Source organism: Thalassotalea litorea (assembly GCF_043642205.1).
Classification (GTDB): Bacteria; Pseudomonadota; Gammaproteobacteria; order Enterobacterales; family Alteromonadaceae; genus Thalassotalea_A; species Thalassotalea_A litorea.
In genome coordinates this window covers 32407-52864 of the sequence record NZ_JBHZSG010000002.1, presented here as the reverse complement: position 1 = coordinate 52864, position 20458 = coordinate 32407, and the positions used below count along the sequence as shown (strand labels likewise).

The 20458-nt window shown below is 43.5% G+C and carries 18 protein-coding genes; 3 read left to right on the top strand and 15 right to left on the bottom strand.

The window, feature by feature from the left end:
- Nucleotides 1-17: 17 nt before the first annotated feature.
- The 5 genes from ACHUFQ_RS01390 to rfaH all read right to left on the bottom strand — a co-directional run bounded on the left by ACHUFQ_RS01390 (nucleotide 18) and on the right by rfaH (nucleotide 7644).
- On the bottom strand, nucleotides 18-1430 hold the full coding sequence (locus ACHUFQ_RS01390; protein ID WP_394172275.1) for a lipopolysaccharide biosynthesis protein: 1413 nt from the start codon (nucleotides 1428-1430) through the stop codon (nucleotides 18-20).
- A complete protein-coding gene (locus ACHUFQ_RS01385; RefSeq protein WP_394172273.1) occupies nucleotides 1431-2453 on the bottom strand; it encodes an NAD-dependent epimerase/dehydratase family protein in 1023 nt (340 codons plus the stop codon). It lies immediately after the preceding gene.
- A gap of 109 nt (nucleotides 2454-2562) precedes the next feature.
- On the bottom strand, nucleotides 2563-3843 hold the full coding sequence (tviB, locus tag ACHUFQ_RS01380) for a Vi polysaccharide biosynthesis UDP-N-acetylglucosamine C-6 dehydrogenase TviB (protein ID WP_394172271.1): 1281 nt from the start codon (nucleotides 3841-3843) through the stop codon (nucleotides 2563-2565).
- Between the two features lie 247 nt (nucleotides 3844-4090).
- The gene (locus ACHUFQ_RS01375) at nucleotides 4091-6430 is read right to left on the bottom strand and encodes a polysaccharide biosynthesis tyrosine autokinase (protein ID WP_394172269.1); all 2340 of its coding nucleotides are present in this window, start codon (nucleotides 6428-6430) and stop codon (nucleotides 4091-4093) included.
- 677 nt (nucleotides 6431-7107) lie between these two features.
- On the bottom strand, nucleotides 7108-7644 hold the full coding sequence (gene rfaH / locus ACHUFQ_RS01370; protein ID WP_394172268.1) for a transcription/translation regulatory transformer protein RfaH: 537 nt from the start codon (nucleotides 7642-7644) through the stop codon (nucleotides 7108-7110).
- A 498-nt stretch (nucleotides 7645-8142) separates the two neighbouring features.
- Between rfaH and ACHUFQ_RS01365 the strand changes: the two genes are divergently transcribed.
- Nucleotides 8143-8487: a four helix bundle protein gene (locus tag ACHUFQ_RS01365; RefSeq protein ID WP_394172266.1), complete on the top strand. Its 345-nt coding sequence runs from the start codon at nucleotides 8143-8145 to the stop codon at nucleotides 8485-8487.
- Between the two features lie 224 nt (nucleotides 8488-8711).
- On the opposite strand, the gene rpoS is transcribed toward ACHUFQ_RS01365, so the two are convergent.
- From rpoS to ftsB, 9 genes are all read right to left on the bottom strand, one after another.
- The gene (rpoS, locus tag ACHUFQ_RS01360; RefSeq protein ID WP_394172264.1) at nucleotides 8712-9641 is read right to left on the bottom strand and encodes an RNA polymerase sigma factor RpoS; all 930 of its coding nucleotides are present in this window, start codon (nucleotides 9639-9641) and stop codon (nucleotides 8712-8714) included.
- A gap of 65 nt (nucleotides 9642-9706) precedes the next feature.
- On the bottom strand, nucleotides 9707-10564 hold the full coding sequence (locus ACHUFQ_RS01355) for a peptidoglycan DD-metalloendopeptidase family protein (RefSeq protein ID WP_394172262.1): 858 nt from the start codon (nucleotides 10562-10564) through the stop codon (nucleotides 9707-9709).
- Between the two features lie 56 nt (nucleotides 10565-10620).
- Nucleotides 10621-11199: a YqaA family protein gene (locus tag ACHUFQ_RS01350; protein ID WP_394172260.1), complete on the bottom strand. Its 579-nt coding sequence runs from the start codon at nucleotides 11197-11199 to the stop codon at nucleotides 10621-10623.
- On the bottom strand, nucleotides 11196-11867 hold the full coding sequence (locus ACHUFQ_RS01345) for a protein-L-isoaspartate(D-aspartate) O-methyltransferase (protein WP_394172258.1): 672 nt from the start codon (nucleotides 11865-11867) through the stop codon (nucleotides 11196-11198). The genes ACHUFQ_RS01350 and ACHUFQ_RS01345 overlap by 4 nt, the downstream gene beginning before the upstream one ends.
- A complete protein-coding gene (surE, locus tag ACHUFQ_RS01340) occupies nucleotides 11864-12610 on the bottom strand; it encodes a 5'/3'-nucleotidase SurE (RefSeq protein WP_394172517.1) in 747 nt (248 codons plus the stop codon). The genes ACHUFQ_RS01345 and surE overlap by 4 nt, the downstream gene beginning before the upstream one ends.
- Entirely contained in the window at nucleotides 12588-13712 is a 1125-nt protein-coding gene (truD, locus tag ACHUFQ_RS01335) for a tRNA pseudouridine(13) synthase TruD (RefSeq protein ID WP_394172256.1), read from the bottom strand. Before truD ends, surE begins: the two co-directional genes overlap by 23 nt.
- Nucleotides 13709-14218, bottom strand: coding sequence for a 2-C-methyl-D-erythritol 2,4-cyclodiphosphate synthase (gene ispF, locus ACHUFQ_RS01330; protein WP_394172254.1), 510 nt, complete (start codon nucleotides 14216-14218; stop codon nucleotides 13709-13711). The genes truD and ispF overlap by 4 nt, the downstream gene beginning before the upstream one ends.
- A complete protein-coding gene (locus ACHUFQ_RS01325) occupies nucleotides 14209-15039 on the bottom strand; it encodes an IspD/TarI family cytidylyltransferase (RefSeq protein WP_394172252.1) in 831 nt (276 codons plus the stop codon). Before ACHUFQ_RS01325 ends, ispF begins: the two co-directional genes overlap by 10 nt.
- A gap of 2 nt (nucleotides 15040-15041) precedes the next feature.
- Nucleotides 15042-15320 (bottom strand): cell division protein FtsB, encoded by a 279-nt coding sequence (gene ftsB, locus ACHUFQ_RS01320; RefSeq protein ID WP_394172250.1) that lies wholly within the window; start codon nucleotides 15318-15320, stop codon nucleotides 15042-15044.
- 1406 nt (nucleotides 15321-16726) lie between these two features.
- Between ftsB and ACHUFQ_RS01315 the strand changes: the two genes are divergently transcribed.
- Nucleotides 16727-17359, top strand: a complete 633-nt coding sequence (locus ACHUFQ_RS01315; RefSeq protein WP_394172248.1) for a hypothetical protein — start codon at nucleotides 16727-16729, stop codon at nucleotides 17357-17359.
- Nucleotides 17360-17969: 610 nt separating this feature from the next.
- A complete protein-coding gene (locus tag ACHUFQ_RS01310; RefSeq protein WP_394172246.1) occupies nucleotides 17970-18260 on the top strand; it encodes a GIY-YIG nuclease family protein in 291 nt (96 codons plus the stop codon).
- A gap of 888 nt (nucleotides 18261-19148) precedes the next feature.
- Here the strand turns inward: ACHUFQ_RS01310 and eno are convergent.
- Nucleotides 19149-20447, bottom strand: coding sequence for a phosphopyruvate hydratase (eno, locus tag ACHUFQ_RS01305; RefSeq protein ID WP_394172244.1), 1299 nt, complete (start codon nucleotides 20445-20447; stop codon nucleotides 19149-19151).
- Nucleotides 20448-20458 lie beyond the last annotated feature (11 nt).

Sequence of the window (20458 nt, the reverse complement as noted above, 5' to 3'; positions counted from 1 at the left end):
AATAGTTTTGGCTGATATCAGCTATCTTTGTTTGATAAAATCAATGGAATAATAGGATGCTTATTTAGTTTAATTAAAAACGTTGTAACTAGGGTATATGTAAATGTAAAAATGAACATCTTTGTTATAATATTTACGATTAAATTTACGTCTTCGTAAATACCACAAATAACATTTGAAATAAAAGAAAGGCCAACAGACATAATTAAGAAACTAACCACATAAATCAAAACGTTTTTCTCTGAAAGGCTTCTAAATAAATAAAGGTTTAACAAACTCCCAACTAATGTTATTAACGAATATGTATAGACTAGTACAATAAACCCATACTCCACACTCACAATAAGCGCGATACAACCAATTATTTTCCTATAAACATCAACCTTGAGCAATCGACTAACAAGCCCACTCGCTTTTATAGCGCTGCGGCTACAACCATCAATTAGTATACCCATTCCAGCAATACAAAGAATTTGCAATGCTTCGCCTGATTTACTCCACTCACTTCCTAAAATAAAAACAATAAAATCCTGTGAAATAAAAGCAAGTAAAGAAAAAACCGCGATACCTAAATAGGTAAATGTGATAAACATTTCCTCATAATGAGATTTAAATGTTTTTGGATCATTCATAGCTCGAGCAAGTTTATTAAATGAAACTTTATCAATTATCGCAGTTAAGGCGTTGGCAATGGACTGGCTGTATTGATTAGCTTGGTAGTAAAAGCCGGCCATTCGGACTCCATAACTAGTCGCTATCAAAAAGCTAAGAAAATTATTATAGATTACATTTAGTAAGTTAGAGGATGTGACAGTAAAGCCAAATTCTAAATGTACTTTTAGATTAGATATTGAAAAATGAAGATTTCCACTTGGCTTTACAAAAAGCAAAATAAGTACAGTGCTAATCACTGCTTCGCAAAGATACAAAGCAACTAAGCTCCATAAACCAACTCCATTTATTGCGAGAACAATAGCAACAAATGAAGAAAGGAGATTTGAAAAAATTAATATTTTCGAATGTACTTTGAAAAATTCGTTTCTAACGATTAAAACATTAGGAACTAATGCAAAGGACTTTATTATTACGATAAGAGCGAGGTAACGTATAACGGTTGCCATATCATCAGAACCATAAAAGCCTTCGATAATAGGGGAAAACATCCAAATAATAGAATACAAAACCAGCGATGTGCAAAAATTAAAAATAAAGACCGTTGACTTATCCAACTCTGTAAGAACTTTTTTTCTAATTAAAGCTCCCCCCAACCCAGCTTCAGCCATAACATTTGATATAGAAACGAAAACAACTAGAACTGCAATAGTTCCGAACTCTTGGGGTGATAAATACCTAGCAAGTATGATCATAGTAATCAGGCGAAGAATTATCCCTCCTGACTTTTCCAAGCCAACCCAAAAATAATTTAGCATTTATTTACTATTCTCTATATACCAACAAGTCGCTAGTTCAATCCCCTGGTTTAATGTAAACTTTGGGCTATAGCCTAGAAGTTTCTTAGCTTTATCAATATTTGCTAATGAATGCTTAACATCGCCTACTCTAAAATCTTTAAAAATTGGAGGATTCTCTACACTGATCCCTCTTTCGTACAAAGCACCTCGAATAGTTGAAAACAGAGAGTTTAATGTTGTTCTCTCACCAACGGCGACATTGAATACGTTATTTAGGGAAGATTTTTCAGCTGTTGCAGCCAATAAATTCATTTGAATAACGTTTTCGATGTAACAGAAATCCCGACTTGTTTCGCCGTCTCCATTAATAAATATTTCATTACCCGTAATCATTGCGTCAGTCCATCTTGGGATAACTGCAGCATAAGCTCCGTTAGGGTCCTGGCGTTTGCCAAATACATTGAAATAGCGAAGGCCTATCGTTTTAAAATCATAAGTTCTTGAAAATACATCCGCATAAAGTTCATTCACATATTTGGTTACAGCATAAGGAGATAAAGGGTTACCAATATTTTCTTCTACTTTGGGAAGCGCAGGATGGTCGCCGTATGTTGAGCTAGAAGCGGCATAAGTAAAGCTCTTTACTTCTTCATCTTTTGCTGCAACGAGCATGTTCATAAAACCTGATATATTGACTTCATTTGTAGTGATAGGGTCATTAATTGAGCGAGGGACTGAACCTAATGCGGCTTGGTGCAATACATAGTCGACATTTTCTACCGCATTGCGGCATGTCTCAATATTTCGAATATCACCTTCAAGGAAGGTAAAGCGCCGCCATTGTTCTTCAGATACTTCTGTTTTGACTTCCTCTAAATTATGTTTATGGCCTGTTGCGAAGTTATCTAAGCCAATAACCGTCTGATTTAGTATTAATAACTTTTCTAATAAGTTTGAGCCAATAAAACCGGCAACTCCTGTAACTAACCAAGTTTTAGGATGATTTATTAAGTCTTCTTGGACTTGTTCAAATTTAGTCATGTTTAAATATCTAGAAACTAAGGCTAGTAACTAGAGCGTCCTCTAATGTGCTTAACTGAAAAATTTTAAATGATTTGGTATCTAGAGAAGTATGATAACTCCATAAAAGTTAGAGCCTTAGATCCGTGAAACTTTTTTCTAGGACGTATTTCAGGTCATAGACGATACAATCTGACTTCCCTAACGCGCGAATATTTTCTGCACCCATTTCTTTAAACTCATCATGACCTACGGCTAATATGATCGCATCGTATTTGCCTTCCTCTGAGGTTTCAATAGTATTCAGACCATACTCACGCTGTGCTTCATCGGAAGAGCACCAAGGGTCTAAGATATCGACATTCATGTTATATTCTTTTAACTCTGAAACGATATCCACGACTTTGGTGTTGCGTAAATCAGGACAGTTTTCTTTAAACGTCAAGCCCATCACTAGAACATTCGCATCTTTGATTTGAATCCCTTTTTTAACCATGCCCTTGGTTAACTGAGAAACAACATAGCTTCCCATCTGATCATTTAGTCGACGACCCGCTAAGATCATTTCAGGGTGGTAGCCAATGCTTTGCGCTTTATGGGTGAGATAATACGGATCAACACCGATACAATGCCCACCAACAAGTCCAGGTCGGAACGGTAGGAAGTTCCACTTGGTGCCTGCAGCTTCTAACACCTCAAGGGTATCGATATTAAGCTTGTTAAATATCAAAGCTAATTCATTTATAAGAGCGATGTTGACATCTCGCTGAGTATTCTCGATTACCTTTGCAGCTTCTGCTACTTTAATGCTCGTTGCTTTATGGGTACCCGCTTCGATAATGGTGTTGTACAGTGCATCCACAAAGTCAGCAACTTCGGCATTTGAACCAGAGGTAACTTTTTTGATATTGGTTACTCGATGCTGTTTATCACCTGGATTAATCCGCTCTGGTGAATAGCCAGCAAAGAAGTCTTCATTAAAAGTAAGGCCCGAGACTTTCTCCACAACCGGGATACAATCCTCCTCCGTAGCGCCCGGATATACGGTCGATTCGTAAATGATGACGTCACTTTTAGATACTACTTTACCCAGCATTTCGCTGGCTTTTATTAAAGGTGTCAAATCCGGATTTTTGTGGGAGTCTATCGGTGTAGGAACAGTTATAATATAGACATTGCACTTATTCAGATCTTCGACTGAAGATGAAAAAGCAATATTTTTGGATTCTGCGAGTTCTAACTCGCTAACTTCAAGCGTTGAATCTTTGCCCGCTACCAACTCGTCGATACGAGCTTGATTGATATCAAAACCTAAGGTTGGGAACTTTTTACCAAATTCGACAGCAAGAGGCAGGCCAACATACCCTTGGCCAATCACTGCAATTTTTACCTCATCCAATGAAAAATTCATTGTAAAATCCTTGATAGTTATTCTTAATTTCTAAATCTTATAGAATTTTTTAAAGAAAAAACCATGAATTTTTTCATGGCTTTTCGTCAGTAATTTTTGTGTGTTTTGACAGTTTTTCGTTCGATTCAGGCAGTTTTAAAACATTTTTTAAATCGAATGAAAATCCAGTACCCTTCTCAAAAGCCCTATATCACGAGCCCTTCAGCCATAGTCACTGTCAAAATCCTAATAGGTTCGCCTATTCGGACTAATCTACCGCCTTTCCGTACTGATACTGATAATACCCATAATCGGGATAGTACGAACTGGCCTTAGCTTCCAAGGCATTAAAGATCACTCCTTTGATTTCCACACCATTAAGCTCGAAGCGCTCCAGCGCGGCACCAATTTCTTTTAAGGTGCTGATGTCATAACGGGTGAGCATAAATGACGTGCCGGCATGGTTACCAACAACCGCAGGGTCGGTTACCGCCATAATCGGCGGAGTATCGATTAGTACGAGATCGTAGTTTTCAGAAGCTTGCTTTACGAACTGTGCGAACTTTTCGCTCATTAACAGCTCGGAAGGATTGGGCGGGATCTCGCCACGAGTCACGATATCCAGGTTTTCAATATCGGTAGATTTGATAGCTTGTTCAAAGCTTAATTTATGCGATAGATGATCGGACAGGCCATTATCCCAGGCCATATCGAACATTTTTTGCAAATACCCTCGACGCATATCTGCATCGACAATTAATACCTTTTTGCCACTCTGGGCAATAACGGTTGCCAGATTAGCGCTGACAAAGGATTTGCCAACTTCCGGGCTAGCACCTGAGATCATCACCACGTTGTTTTTTGCTTCTAACATAGCAAAGTGTAACGAGGTGCGAAGGCTGCGGATCGCTTCTACCGCTAAATCGGTTGGGTTTTCTTTAGCAAGCAGCAACTCATGATCTTTACGACGATTGGTTGTCGGGTCAATTTTGCTTTCCGTAGACGTCTTTTTAGATTTTGGCCTGTATTTGCGCAACTTCGCTTGTAGTTTAGTGACACGTTCGCGCTTTTTGTTAAAGGCATCCTGCACGTCACTAACAGGGATTGTCGCGTATAAGGTTAGCCCGATGTCTTCAAAATCTTTCGGGTTGGTAATGCCGCGATTAAACGCCGCACGCAATAATACAATAGCCACGGCAAACATGCCGCCTAGCATGGTAGCTAATACCACGATTAATGGCTTTTTCGGTTTAACCGCAATTTTTGCAACCTGTGCCTGGTCAACAACACGCACGTTACCGACGGTACCGGCTTTGGCAACATTTAACTGCTGAACATTGTTAAGAAGCGACAAATAGATTTGCTGGTTAACTTCCACATCGCGAGTTAAGCGCAGAATTTGTTGCTGGGTGGATGGCAGGTTTTTCACGCTGTTGCCAAGCTGAGCTTTTTGCTCAAGCAAATCGTTCTTTTTCTTAATTAACGACACATAGCTTGGATGCTTTTTGGTATAGCGCTGGGAAATTTCTGTTTCTTTAAAGGATAATTCGTGAATGCGGGTATCAAGATCGACGATTTGTTTCAGAATCGATTGGGTTTCTAATGACAAATCTACCGACTGGTTTTCAAGACGGAAATTATTCAGTAACGCTTCTGCGGCCTCTAATTGACTTTTGATTTGCGGTAATTCTTTTTCTAAGAATTGGATGGAGTTTTGCACTTCTGCCGACATACGCTCGACATTTTGCAACACATAAGAGTGGGTAATTGCATCAAGCTGTAATTCGGTGGCGGCTTTATCGGTGCCTTCTAAGGTCAGGAATAAAATGCCAGAGCTTTTGCCTTTTTCTGAAACAGACAAGCTCGATTGTAAAGATTTTATCGCCTCAGAACGGCTTTGTTTGGTCAGATTAAACTGAGTATTTGGCATTGCCAGTAAATCGGTTATTAACAAACGGATTTCACCCGCCCGTAAATTATCGACAATCGCCAGTTCATTCACCCGGCCTTTAACCAACACCTTTTGTGGTGACTCCGCTAAAGCTAACTGATACTCTTCATCGCCAAGGCTGGTGATGATAAAATCTTGCCCTTCAAAAGCACGTGGTACTGAAAATGTTGCGACATTAATTACTTCGCCGCCCCAGGCGTAGTGCTCGGAGGTAATACTGGCCAGCCAAGGCTGGTTAAAATCATTATCCGCTAATTTTTGATAACGACGGGCGAAAAATCGCCCCAAATTGCCATTATTCCCGAAGTAATTTGGCGTTACCACATTAGTCAGTTTGAGATCATCAACCACTTTGCCCATTACCATGCGAGATTTTAATAACTCAATCTCAGTCACGGCTTCGCTGTCGCTGGCAAACATTTCGCCCAGCTCATCAAGGCCTGGTAAACCGGCATTTTTCTGTTCAATTTGGATCAGCGCATCGGCTTTATAGACAGGCGTGGCAAGCAAGGCGTAGGTAACACCAATCAAGGTGAACATGGCGGTTACTGCAACGATAAACAATTTTTTATCGAGCAGCAGGCCGAACAGGCGGGTTAAATCGATTTCGTCAGAATCAGCAACAGGTGCTGACACTGGTGAGTTTTTATTAGTCATGTTTAATTTCTTATTCTGGGGGCGAAATTTAAAAACTTAATAAGTGATAAGGTGGAAAGTGGGAGGTGGAAGTAAACACCAGCAATCCTATACTCTGAACTGAGCGTTGCTTAGCTCAGAGAAGGTTAAGGTGGAAGCTGGGAGTGGAAGTAAAAACCACCACAACCCCTTAAATCTTCCACCGATGCTCCCTGCATTATCGGTCTACCGGCCAATCCATGGCCATAACCAATTTTAGCTTACCTCTCCCACCAGCGCAGCTTACCTCTTCAGCAAACGATGAGCTGCATGCTCATCGTTTAGCCACGCTTCCGCCCTTAGGTTTGGCTCCTAAAGGCAAAAAATTCGTGTTTTTTAAAATTTTGATTCGAAATTTTTAATAACTTCGAATTTTTAGTACGGGGCCAACAACGCCCCTTCGGGTACACAAAATTAAAAATTTTGTTTCGGGTACGTAAATCTATGATTTACTTCGGGTTAAAGCATTCTTAGCTCGAAGCCAATTTTTTGGCGTACCCGCAGTTCGATTTATCGAACGTACCCGAAGCCGATTTATTGGCGTACCCGCAGTTCGATTTATCGAACGTACTCGAAGCCGATTTATTGGCGTACCCGCAGTTCGTTTTATCGAACGTACTCGGAGCAACGTTTTATGTTGCGTACCTTCGCTATTTCAATCAAGCTTCTTTATCAATGTCTTGATTTGAAACCGCGACTTCGTTTTGTTGCCCAAGCATGTTCAATAAAATGATTGAACGCTCCAGACCATCAGACGATTTATAAATTGCGGACAGGCCTTTAAACGGCCCGTTGGTGACTATTAGCGCATCACCCCGGTGATAATTTTCCAGATCCGCTAAGCTTGGTAGCTGTTCTGAATCGCCGGTTATTTCCGTATCTTGTTTTAATTGTTCGATTAACGGTTCGTTTACGGTGGCCATATTGGCGCCAAAACGAACAAAATTCGCTACCCCACGGGTTGAGCGAATCGCATTAAAATTTGTTGATTCTGAATCCAGTTTTACGAAAAGGTAATTGGGGAAAAGAGGTTCAATGGAAACCGACTTAACTCCCTGTCGTTTTTTTACTGCAGAAATTTTCGGGTAAAACACTTCGATACCCTGACTTGCCAGATTATCGAACGCTCTGCGCTCTTCCCTGGGCTTTGAAGTAATGACGTACCACTTCTGTGTCGAATTTACTGCGTTTGACATACTGCACTCAGATCATACCGATTTTTCAATCTTATTGTTGCCTTTGAAAAGTCTTTAAAATCCATTCAAAGGGCATATTGCTCCGTCATCCTTAACCATTTTTTAACCGTTGAATAGTTTATATTCAACACACGCAAAACAAAAGCTAAATGAAGCATTCACTGGTGCATAGGTTACCAGTAAGTGAACCAGAACCAAAGGAAAAAATGGGGGGAAATTTTTTAATGTGTCGTCTAACCGAATCGGATTTGTGTAAGGTGTTGATTGAGGGGGATATTAAGGTGGGAGGTGGAAGACATGCTTTTACTGCCACCAGCTTTAGCTTACCTCTGAACAACCACCACGTTGGGCGGTGCAAGGTACACCGCAATCCGATTAATAAGATCCGGAGCATTTGCTAAAGGCTCCACTCTATCGGGACGCTGTCGTCTTTATGATTTTAACAGTGATAGAGGATTATACTTTCCGGTCAAAGGATGAAAAGTAAAGGAACTATTTATGTATCATGAAAAACTTTTAGTTTGGAAAAAGAGCTTTGAACTAACTGTCGTTATATATCAAAACACTAAATCACTAAGCGACTTTGGATTCAAAAATCAGATCACCCGAAGTAGCCTATCCGTACCTAGCAATATAGCGGAAGGTTTGGAAAAACCGACAGTTAAGGATAAGAAAAAATATCTATATATCGCTAAAGGTAGTTTAGCTGAGCTGAAAACTCAGTTGCTCGTTGGAGAAAGTATCGGTTATCTCGAAAGTAGCTTAGTCAATTATTTAAAACAAAACATTGAAGACATAGATAACATGATATTTGGCTTAATAAGGAAGATAGAGTCGCGATAGGTAGCTGACTAAAGTCGAAGGTGAGAGGTGGAAGTCGAAGGTGGAAGACATGCTTTTTCTCCCACCAGCTTTAGCTTTGAACAAGCGACAGGGTGGAAGTCGGTAGTGGGAGGTGGAAGACATGCTTTTTCTCCCACCAGCTTTAGCTTACCTCTTCCACCCGTGAAGCTTGGCTTCACTTACCTCAGCAGCGCTTACCTCTTCAACCCAAAACTAATCGAAGATTAGTTTTGGAAGAGCGCTTCTATGCTCAAGTTCTGCGAAGACAGGATATCGCGTAAGCGTTTTAGGGCTTCTACCTGGATTTGGCGAACCCGCTCGCGGGTTAAGCCGATTTCCAGGCCGACATCTTCAAGGGTTGCCGGTTCATAGCCAAGCAAACCGAAGCGGCGGGCGAGAACTTCTCGTTGTTTTGAGTTCAGTTCATTTAGCCAATGCACGATATTGTCTTTAATATCGCTGTCCTGTAGATCGGACTCTGGCCCCTGGCTTTTTTCATCGGCCAGAACATCGAGTAAGGCTTTTTCAGAATCGCCGGCAAACGGCGTATCTACTGAAGTGATGCGCTCATTTAATTTGAGCATTTTCGAGACATCGGCAACCGGGACATCTAATTTGGCAGCGATTTCTTCGGCGGTGGGCTCATGATCCAGTTTTTGCACTAGCTCACGAGCAGCACGCAAATAGACATTGAGTTCTTTAACCACATGAATGGGAAGTCGAATCGTGCGGGTTTGGTTCATAATGGCACGTTCGATGGTTTGACGGATCCACCATGTGGCATAAGTAGAAAATCTAAAACCACGTTCCGGGTCAAATTTTTCGACCGCTCGGATCAAACCTAAATTACCTTCTTCGATAAGATCTAACAGGGGTAAACCACGGTTATTATATCGTCGGGCGATTTTGACAACGAGTCGTAAGTTGCTCTCGATCATTCGAGCTCGAGATGCTTCACAACCTTTTAAGGCCTTACGAGAAAAATAAACTTCTTCCTCGGCTGACAATAAAGGTGAAAAGCCAATTTCACTGAGATACAACTGGGTTGCATCCAGATTAGCGCCAGTTTCCTCTGGAGCGATCCTTCCTTCCTTGGTCTTGCTGATTTCGGCTACGTCTTCAACAACCGCTTCGATGCTTTTACTTTTACTCATCAATATCTCCCAATACTAATCGTAATTTACTTTAGGTTTTATTCACGTCTTGCCTCTGCTTATTATTAACGTTTCGGTAAATACCTTGCAGGATTCACCGACTTGCCCCGAAATCGAATTTCAAAATGCAACATGGTCCTGTCGGTACCTGTGTTGCCCATTTTTGCAATTACCTGGCCTGCTCTGACGTTTTGCTGTTCCTGAACCAGCAAGGTGTCGTTATGCGCATAGGCACTTAAGTAATCGTCATTATGTTTTATAATTATTAGGTTTCCATATCCTCGCAAGGCATTGCCAGAATAGACAATCAACCCATCGGCTGACGCTTTAACTTCCTGGCCCTTAACGCCGGCAATATCAATGCCTTTGTTGCCTTGCTTCGCGCTCGAAAAACCGGAGATGACTTGTCCTTTAACTGGCCAAAGCCAGGAACTGACTTTAGAGTTAATTGACGGCACCTTCACATTGGTTATTTTTTCGTCACTTTTTTTAACATACTCCTTCGAATTTTGATTTGCAACTACTTTTGTTTGAGTTTTTTGTGGCGTTTTTGTGACAGTCTTGGTTTTTGGCTTATTAGTGCTGCTTTTCGTTACCGAAGGGCGCTTCGCAGCAGCGGTTGAGCCAACCAAAGCAAGGACTTGCCCCGGGTAGATCCGATAGGGTGATGATAAATCATTTAACGCCGCTAAGGTTTTCACATCATTACCGGAACGCCAGGCAATCGAGTACAACGTCTCCCCTGCCTGGACCTGATGACTTTTACCAGAAAGTGTATTTTTGTCTCTTTCTAATGTTGGCCTGGAGCCGCCAATAGAGACCACTTCTGCCGGTTTTATCCGTTCCGCACAAGCACTCAATAACAAGGTTACACCAATCAATAGTGCAGTAATTTCCTTTTTCAACAACACATTGACTCTCATTTTAACAACATAGGAATATGAATTAGTTCGTTTTTATTTTTTATCTATTGTATCGGTTAGCGTAATACAAAATAAAGTATCACCACAAGAATAACCACACTCCAACCGATAACGTCAATGCTTTTACGCAATTTGGCTTCCATTCTTGCACCACCCCAGGCGATTAACCCCGCGACTAAAAAGAAACGCATGCCGCGGCCGACGGCTGAAGCAATCAAAAAAGGCAAAAACATCATCTGTAAAAATCCGGCAGACAAGGTAAATACTTTATAAGGGATGGGTGAAAAACCGGCCAGAAACACTACCCAGACCCCATATTTTTCAAACCACGCCATGGCATGTTCAAATTTATCCATATAGTTAAATTCAATTAACAATGGCTGGATCAAAGGTTCGAACATGAGATAACCGAGAAAATAACCGACTACTCCTCCGATCACTGATGAAACCGTCGTTAACGTCGCTAATCGCCACGCACTTTTGGGTTTAGCCAACACCATAGGGGCAAGCAACACATCGGGAGGAATTGGGAAAAAGACCGATTCTGCAAAGGTTAGTACCGATAACACGGCGGGGGCGAATTTGTGCTCCGCCCATTTAAGCGTCCAGTCATATAATGCGGTAAAAATTTTCAAATGAGTTCTCCTGGAACCAGGGGCACGAAACGAACAGCCTCAATGGTTTGTTGTTCAAAATTATTTGTTTTTCGGGTAATGAGTCGTAACGTTTGTTGATGATCGCCTACGGGAATAATCATTTTTCCGCCTTCATCTAACTGTTCCAGCAACTGCGGCGGTATTTCTGATGGTGCCGCGGTGACAATAATCGCTTTAAACGGCCCTTTGTTCGCCCAGCCTTTCCAACCGTCGCCGTGCTTCATCGAAACATTATGAAGGTCCAGGTTACGCAATCGTCGTTTGGCTTGCCATTGTAACGATTTGATCCGTTCAATTGAATAAACCTTATCAAAGATCTGCGCCAGGATGGCGGTTTGATAGCCAGAGCCGGTGCCAATTTCTAGAACCTTATCGCAAGCGTTATTAGCGTCATTGCCGGCACCAGTGATGAGTTCTGTCATTCGGGCAACAATATAAGGTTGCGATATCGTCTGCCCCTGCCCTATTGGCAATGCGGTATTATCATAGGCTTTGTGGGCTAAGATTTCCGGAACAAACAAATGTCGCGGACAATTCGCAATCGCGGCAAGCACTTTGGTCTGACTGATGCCGCTGGCCTGCAATTGCTTGGCCAGGATTAATCCCGAGCGTTGCGATTTTCCGCCCTTAGATGTGGCAATACTCATAGCGTTAATTGATTTACCCACTCTGTCATTGGCATTAGGCTTCGGTATGCGGTCATATCAACCGTCAATGGGGTAATTGAGGCGTAACCGTTTGCAACGGCATCAAAATCCGTGCCTTCACCACAATCTAACCCGGAGCCTAGTGAACCATACCAGAAGATATCTCGGCCCCAGGGATCTTGCACCTTTTTCATGGTTTCCGCGCGATGGCGGTGACCAAGGCGGGTCACTTTGATGCCTTTTAATGCCGAAATCGGCACATCAGGAACATTAATATTGATGATTTGATCGGAATTTAACGGATGTTCTACCAAACGTTTGATAAATTTCGCGGCAACGATGGCCGCAGTTTCAAAATGTTCGTGGCCAGCTAACGACACCGCAATTGCTGGTAGGCCCATGTGCCGGCCTTCTGTTGCTGCAGCTACCGTGCCAGAATACAGGACATCATCGCCAAGGTTGGCGCCATGATTAATCCCTGCCACCACCAAATCTGGGGTGCCTTCAAATAATTGGGAAATGCCCAAATGGACAGAATCTGTCGGTGTGCCATTTACCGCAACAAAACCATTGGCTAAGGTTTCTGCTCGCAATGGGTTTACTAACGTTAATGAATTACTGGCGCCGGAACAGTTGCGATCCGGGGCTATCACCTGAGTTTTCGCAAACAGACTCAGTTCATCGTTAAGAACGGCGATGCCTTTGGCGTTAACGCCATCATCATTGCTGACCAGAATTTTCATCATATTGTTCTGTCCTTCTTATTTCACTGGCGTCCTGATAATTCAGTAACTCTCGCAATATCGTTGTCGCAAAACTGCCTGCGGGCAAGGTAAAACCGAGGGTTACAGTATCATCCTTTTGGCTAATATCAGCATCGGTTGGCATTAAGCGAATACGACGACGTTCTTGTTTTAAGCCGAATGTTTCAAGGCCCTGACAGTATTCAGAAAACGTTTGTGCCAATGCCAGTTCCTGCTCGGCCACGTTTAACGAGGTCATAACCTGACCACGGCCCCACATGGCAGCGGTGATATCAATGTCATTACGCGCGAAGCGTTCGCTAATGTCTGCAGTAACATCATCGATTGCAAACACCGACTGACTGCCTGACATCATCATCACATCACCAGCTTGTGGCGAGCTAAACGCGTTCGCTTCGATGCGTTGGTGCACTAATTGGTTGAATAAAAACGAGCGCACCGCCGATAAGTAAAAGCCACGTTTCTTTTTATCTTTGATTTTTGCGCCAGCAAACATCTGCTGAGCTCGGGTTAAATTGTTGCCATTAATACCAAAACGTTGCTCGCCAAAATAATTGGGCACGCCATATTTACACACCTGAACCCAGCGTCGGTATATATCGTCAGTATCGGTGACATTGCGTAGCACCAGCTCAAAGCGATTACCCGACAGGGCGCCGGTTTTAAGCTTTTTATTATGGCGATATTTCGCCAGCACTTCGACCCCTTCAATATTCAGGGTGCTAATATCATCCGCAGGTTTCCCCGGCAAATGGATACTAAAATATTGCTCGGTAACGGCGTTGCGGTCTTTAAGGCCCGCATATGATACCAGGGCATCTTTGACCTTAAAATAACGCGCCAGCTGACGGGCAACAAAGGTAGTATTCGCCCCGGTTTTACGAATGTGTAATACCAGGTGCTCGCCTTCGCCGCTAAACTCAAATGGTAAAATTTCGAATACTTTAAAATCTTCAAAGGTACTGCGGATCATACCTTCTGAGTCGGGTTTTTGATAAAGGTATGCGAGTTCCGTTTTGGCGAGTGGGTTTTGGCTCTGGTTTTGGCTCTGGCTTTGAGATTCGATGTTGTTATCGCTCATGATTTGGTGTCGTCCCGGGTCAATTTACGCTCAGCGTCTTCGAGTAATAATGCCACAGCATGCACGCTAACGCCTTCTTTGCGCCCCACGTACCCTAATTTCTCTGTCGTAGTCGCCTTAACATTGACTTGTTCAATGTCGGCTTGTAAGTCTTTTGCCAGGGTCTCACGCATCAATAGCAAATGCGGAGCAATGCGCGGTGCCTGAGCGATGATAGTCAAATCCACATTACCAATTTTATAGGCTTTTTGTTGCATCAAACTGACGACATGGCGTAATAATATCCGCGAGTCGATGTTTTCGTATTGGTCCTGGTCATCAGGAAAGTGATTACCAATATCGCCCAAACATAAGGCACCTAAAATGGCATCACACAAGGCATGAATGGCGACATCGCCATCAGAATGGGCAATAAACCCCTGATCGAAATCAATTTTCACGCCCGCCAGGGTGACCGGCCCTTGTCCACCAAATTTATGAACATCAAAACCGTGTCCTATGCGCATTCTGAACTCTCCTGATGCTGCTGTTTTTGTTGCTGCTGAAGAATAAATTCGGCCAACTGTAAGTCTTCGGGTTGAGTGACTTTAATATTATCGGCTCGACCGGGAATAACGTCCGCGGCATATTGACAATATTCCATGGCCGAAGCCTCGTCGGTAACCAGCTGATTATCGTCTAAGGCTTTGCTAAGGGCGATGATTAACTCGTCGGTCTTAAACAATTGTGGGGTTAAGGCATGCCACAGGTTTTCTCTGGGCTCACTATGGCTGATTTGGTTATCACCGGTGCTACGCTTCATGGTGTCCCGTACTTTACTGGCTAAAATGCCGCCGCGGTGGGTGGTATGGTAATGTTCGAGTAAACGGCTTATGTCATCATGGGTGACACATGGTCGCGCGGCATCATGCACCAGTACGATGTTGCTGGTGCTGTTACTGGTGCTATTACTTGCATGAGTACTGGTGCTGTTACTTGCATTGGTACTGGTACTGGCATTTTTTCGAGTACCACGACTGGCTGAGAGTTTTTCTACGGCAGCTAACCCTGATAGAACCGAATCACAGCGTTCTTTGCCACCGATAACCGTGATAACATTTTTGTGCTTAGCCAGCTCTAATGTTGCAAAGTACGTGTCTTCGGGATTAAGTGCCAGCACAACGAAGGAAATATTGGGATGACTCAGCAACCGCTCAACGGTGCATTCAAGAATGGTTTTACCTGCCAAAGGTAAATATTGTTTGGGGATTTCGCTGGCCATACGTTTGCCAATGCCAGCCGCCGGCACCACAACTGGTACCTGAAGGTTATCGTCATTATCGATCACGATTAGTTCTCTTTAGGAATGACCCGGAAAAATACTTCGCCGTCTTTTATCATACCAAGTTCATTTCTGGCATTTTCTTCAATGGCTTCCAAGCCATTTTTTAAATCATCAATATCAGCATAGACAAGTTTATTACGCTGCTGGAGCTTTTGATTTTGCTCACTTTGGTGGATAACGCGTTGTTCGAGCGTCAGATAATCACCGATACTATTTTTGCCAAACCAAAGCCGGTACTGTAATAACAGCACTAGAATAATCAGTATGGCATTGATGATTTTCATGTAGTTAAACGTTAAAGACGGAGTTATTGTCATGATAGCAAGGCGGAAAAACAAAGGCTAGCCGCTCGTACATGAATATTTGATTAATGACAGTACGCGATAAACCACACCCCCTTCGAGTGCACAATCGAAGATTGGTTCGGGTACGAGCCCCTAAAGGCTTTTCGGGTACGCAACATAAAACGTTGCTTCGGGTACATGAACCTGTGATTCATTTCGGGTACACAATCAAAGGTTGGTTCGGGTACGAGGCCGTAACGTCTCTTCGGGTACGCAACATAAAACGTTGCTTCGGGTACATGAATCTTTGATTCATTTCGGGTACACAATCAAAGATTGGTTCGGGTACGAGGCCGTAAAGGCCTCTTCGGGTACGCAACATAAAACGTTGCTTCGGGTACATGAACCTGTGATTCATTTCGAGTACACAATCAAAGATTGGTTCGGGTACGACGCCATAAAGCCTCTTCGGGTACGCTACCATTGCGGGACAACTTTCGTTCGTCTCACTCCGCCCGTACCCTTCACTCCTTCTGCCAACCTCCCCCACTACGTCATCGCCCCCTTCCGTCGTGCTCACCCCACTACGTCATCCTCACGAAAGTGGGGATCTGCTTTTGCGTTAGATTCCCAGTAGTATCTGGGAATGACGGAAAGGGTAGTCACACTTACAATAAACCTCGTCATCCTCACGAAAGTGGGGATCTGCTTTTGTTTTAGATTCCCAGTAGTATCTGGGAATGACGGTACGGGTAGTCTCCCGAGGTGTGCTTTAACGCGCACCTTATTTCGTCATCCTCACCCCACTACGTCATCCTCACGGAAGTGGGGATCTGCTCTTTCGTTAGATTCCCAGTAGTATCTGGGAATGACAGGATGGCTGCGCAAATGGATAAAACGCACCGTTAGCTACGCGCGTTTTGGGTGACGACTTCGTCGGGTGGATAAAACCTTAGTTCCGGCAGGTTTTTAGGTGACAACTTCGTGGTGAAAAGCCAGTCAAGCCGGAACGGCTGGGCAGATGGGGATCTGCTTTTGCTTTAGATTCCCAGTAGTGTCTGGGAATGACGGGGTGGCTGCGCAGATGGGGATCTGCTTTTGCGTTAGATTCCCAGTAGTGTCTGGGAATGACGGGGTAGCTGCGCAGCTGGGAATGACGGGATGGCTGCGCGTTGAGGTAGGAGGGCTTCGTCGGAAGGCAAACCAGCTTTGTCACCCTAAAGCTTTGTATCAATCCCCTCAAAACTTTGTATTGAATCCACACAACTCTACGTCGTTCCCGTCTTTATCTTCGGGTAAATCGTTAACAATGCTGGCTTTTTGCCCGGTTCTTTTGTTTAATTACTAGACAATAAAGAAAAAGGGCTTTTGGCTGAACCATAGTTACAGCTACTCACTTTTATTTCATGGAACAAGATTCTTTTTGGCAAGGGCCGCAAACCCACCCACACTTTCATCAACTCTGTCATGCCCTGTATGAACGAGAGGTGGATAAGTTGTCTGCTTTGCCTATTGAAAGTGCAGCCCCTCTGCAATCCAAGTTAAAAAGCTTAAGTCATTATATTTCCCGCACTGCCCACGCATTACTTAATGTGGATGCACCAATTACTATCGACTGTCAAAATGCTGGCTGGTCGGCGCGCCAGGCGGCGAAGGCCCCCATAGATGATCAAACCGATGCCCAAATCAGTAAATGGTATCAAGGCAAGCATCTTTGTCTTGGGCTCGTGGTACCGGTATATCATCAACAACAAGGCATCGAACGTATTGTGCTCGACTGCATAGATAAAATCGATTTGGAAAAAGGCATGATTCGCTGCAATTTTTCCGGTCGTTATACGTTTTCGGAAGTAAGTGAGGGTAAGGTACTTACCAATAACCACGGTTTTCGCCTACTCAAGCCAAACCGCAAGACAATGCTAGCCGCCTGCAGTGGACATCGCTGGGTCGGTAAACAAAAACTACAGCCGCAACCTCTCGAGCTGCGAGAATTACTGCTTTCAACACAAATTAACTGGCAAAACTTTAAGAAAGTTTAAGCTGGGCGGGGCCGGCCCGCTTCGCCACCCCACACCTTTTGTCATACAACATCTTTCGTAACCCTCGCTCATTCTATCACCCTCGCAGCTTCCGTCACCCTCACTCCTACTGTTACCTCACACGTTCCGTCATCCTCACGAAAGTGGGGATCTGCTTTTGTTTTAGATTCCCAGTAGTATCTGGGAATGACGGGGGTGGCTGCGCGGGTAGATAAAACGCACCGCTAGCTACGCGCGTTTTGGGTGTAGGACTGCGTCGGGTGGATAAAACCTTAGTTCCGGCAGGTTTTTAGGTGACAACTTCGTAGTGAAAAGCTATTTAAGCCGAGATGGCTGTGCGTGTTGGCTGGCGGACTTCGTCGATAAAGGCCAAAGGGGTCAGGCCCACATTGTCACCCTTGCACGTTCCGTCATCCTCACGAAAGTGGGGATCTGTTTTTGCTTTAGATTCCCAGTAGTATCTGGGAATGACGGGGTTGGGATTTGTCTGAGAATGACGAGATGGCTGCGCGTTTGGAGTTTGGCTTTCCATTTTTACTTTAAATACCCTGTCGCGATGTGACTTCTATAACTACAATAAAGTTTTATGACATTGAAAAGGAATTCAATCATGAAACAACCCGCCGTTTACATTATTACAAATCAAACGAATTCAATTTTATATATTGGTGTTACCAGTAATTTGCCGAGTCGAATATATCAGCACCGAGAAAAGTTGATTGCAGGCTTTTCTCATAAATATCATTTAAACAAGTTAGTGTATTTTGAAATTTATGACGATATGCCAAATGCGATTGCCCGGGAAAAACAATTGAAGAAATGGCTTAGGGCATGGAAGAATGAATTGATTAACAAACAAAATCCCGACTGGCAGGACCTATACCCGACCGTTACGCTTTAAAAAAGTTTTAAATCCAGTGATCAGTGCATAACATTGTTGTAGGGAAATACCGCCTTTTAATGTTCAAAGTAATGGGTTGTGTTCTCACTTCCCTACCCGGCACCTTCGCACCTTTTTTCGTTATATTCACTCCTTCCGTCCCCCCACACGTTCCGTCATCCTCACGAAAGTGGGGATCTGCTTTTGTTTTAGATTCCCAGTAGTATCTGGGAATGACGAGATGGCTGCGCGGGTGGATAAAACGCACCGTTAGCTACGCGCGTTTTGGGTGGAGGACTGCGTCAGGTGGATAAAACCTTAGTTCCGGCAGGTTTTTAGGTGACAACTTCGTGGTGAAAAGCCAGTCAAGCCGGCACGGCCCTGCCGTCATCCTTCGAGAACTTTAGTTCGCCTCTCGGCGTCATCCTCACGGAAGTGGGGATCTGTTTTTGTTTTAGATTCCCAGTAGTGTCTGGGAATGACGGAATGGCTGTGCAGCTGGGGATCTGATTTTTGCTTTAGATTCCCAGTAGTGTCTGGGAATGACGGAATGGCTGTGCAGCTGGGGATCTGATTTTTGCTTTAGATTCCCAGTAGTGTCTGGGGATGACGGGGTTGGGTTTTGGCAGGGAGTGACGGGTTGGGTTTTGGCAGGGAATGACGAGTCAGGTGTTGGAATTGATTTCCATTCATGGCTGGAAATGACTAACATGACTTTGAGACAATAAGTATCGACTCCACCTTCAAAACGTATTTTGTTTTGACTCCACCCTCAAAACGTATTTTGTTTTGACTCCACCCTCAAAACGTATTTTGTTTTGACTCCACCTGCGAAGCGTACCTCTAAAAGCAAAAAAGCTCCCGACTATTATATAGTGGGAGCTTTCTAAAAGGCTTTTAGGCTAAGACTTACTGGCCTTTTATTTCTGAGCGACCGTTATAAACAGCTTTATCGCCAAGGAACTCTTCGATACGAAGCAGTTGGTTATACTTAGCGACACGGTCAGAGCGACACAAAGAACCGGTTTTGATTTGACCGGCGGCAGTGCCTACGGCTAAATCGGCAATCGTTGCATCTTCGGTTTCACCACTACGGTGAGAAATAACCGCTGTAAAGCCAGCATCTTTGGCCATTTTGATTGCATTTAACGTTTCGGTTAGTGAACCGATTTGGTTAAATTTGATCAGGATCGAGTTAGCAATACCGTTATCAATACCACGCTTCAAAATTTTGGTATTTGTTACGAAAAGGTCATCACCAACGATTTGTACCTTGTCACCTAGTAATTCCGTTTGGTATTTAAAGCCATCCCAATCAGATTCGTCTAAGCCGTCTTCAATAGAAACGATTGGATACTGCTTACAAAGCTCGCCTAAAAAGTCTGAAAATTCATTGGAGGTGAATTTTTTACCTTCGCCTTTTAGGTCATAAATTTTGTTTTCGGCATCATAAAATTCTGACGCTGCACAATCCATGGCCAGAGTAATATCTTTGTCTAATTCATAACCTGCTGCTGCAACGGCTTCTTTGATTACCGCAAGAGCATCGGCATTAGATTCTAGGTTTGGTGCAAAACCACCTTCATCACCAACGGCAGTATTCAGACCTTTCGCAGACAATACTTTTTTCAATGCGTGGAATACTTCAGCACCCATGCGTAATGCTTCAGAGAAATTTGGAGCACCAACCGGTTGGATCATGAACTCTTGAATATCAACGTTGTTGTCAGCGTGCTCACCACCATTGATAATGTTCATCATAGGTACAGGTAGGCTGTAAACACCAGGTGTGCCGTTAAGATCAGCAATGTGTTCGTAAAGTTCAACACCTTTATCGGCAGCAGCCGCTTTGGCGACAGCTAAAGAAACAGCTAGAATGGCGTTAGCACCAAAGTTTTCTTTGTTTTCAGTGCCATCCAAGTCAATCATGATTTGATCGATTTGCGCTTGCTCTAACGCATTTTTGCCAATTAACGCAGACGCAATGTTATCATTAACGGCGGCAACGGCTTTTAATACACCTTTACCTAAGTAACGAGCTTTATCGCCGTCACGCAATTCTAATGCTTCGCGTGAACCTGTGGATGCACCCGATGGCGCACAGGCACGACCGAACGCACCAGATGCTAAACGCACATCGGCTTCTACTGTTGGATTTCCGCGAGAGTCCATTACCTCACGAGCGATCACTTTAACTATCTCAGACATATCAACCTCTT

Coding starts and splice junctions, on each gene's coding strand:
- ACHUFQ_RS01390 (WP_394172275.1), bottom strand. CDS start 1,430: ATGCTAAATTATTTTTGGGTTGGCTTGGAAAAGTCAGGAGGGATAATT.
- ACHUFQ_RS01385 (WP_394172273.1), bottom strand. CDS start 2,453: ATGACTAAATTTGAACAAGTCCAAGAAGACTTAATAAATCATCCTAAA.
- tviB (WP_394172271.1), bottom strand. CDS start 3,843: ATGAATTTTTCATTGGATGAGGTAAAAATTGCAGTGATTGGCCAAGGG.
- ACHUFQ_RS01375 (WP_394172269.1), bottom strand. CDS start 6,430: ATGACTAATAAAAACTCACCAGTGTCAGCACCTGTTGCTGATTCTGAC.
- rfaH (WP_394172268.1), bottom strand. CDS start 7,644: ATGTCAAACGCAGTAAATTCGACACAGAAGTGGTACGTCATTACTTCA.
- ACHUFQ_RS01365 (WP_394172266.1), top strand. CDS start 8,143: ATGTATCATGAAAAACTTTTAGTTTGGAAAAAGAGCTTTGAACTAACT.
- rpoS (WP_394172264.1), bottom strand. CDS start 9,641: ATGAGTAAAAGTAAAAGCATCGAAGCGGTTGTTGAAGACGTAGCCGAA.
- ACHUFQ_RS01355 (WP_394172262.1), bottom strand. CDS start 10,564: ATGAGAGTCAATGTGTTGTTGAAAAAGGAAATTACTGCACTATTGATT.
- ACHUFQ_RS01345 (WP_394172258.1), bottom strand. CDS start 11,867: ATGAGTATTGCCACATCTAAGGGCGGAAAATCGCAACGCTCGGGATTA.
- surE (WP_394172517.1), bottom strand. CDS start 12,610: ATGAAAATTCTGGTCAGCAATGATGATGGCGTTAACGCCAAAGGCATC.
- truD (WP_394172256.1), bottom strand. CDS start 13,712: ATGAGCGATAACAACATCGAATCTCAAAGCCAGAGCCAAAACCAGAGC.
- ispF (WP_394172254.1), bottom strand. CDS start 14,218: ATGCGCATAGGACACGGTTTTGATGTTCATAAATTTGGTGGACAAGGG.
- ftsB (WP_394172250.1), bottom strand. CDS start 15,320: ATGAAAATCATCAATGCCATACTGATTATTCTAGTGCTGTTATTACAG.
- ACHUFQ_RS01315 (WP_394172248.1), top strand. CDS start 16,727: ATGGAACAAGATTCTTTTTGGCAAGGGCCGCAAACCCACCCACACTTT.
- ACHUFQ_RS01310 (WP_394172246.1), top strand. CDS start 17,970: ATGAAACAACCCGCCGTTTACATTATTACAAATCAAACGAATTCAATT.
- eno (WP_394172244.1), bottom strand. CDS start 20,447: ATGTCTGAGATAGTTAAAGTGATCGCTCGTGAGGTAATGGACTCTCGC.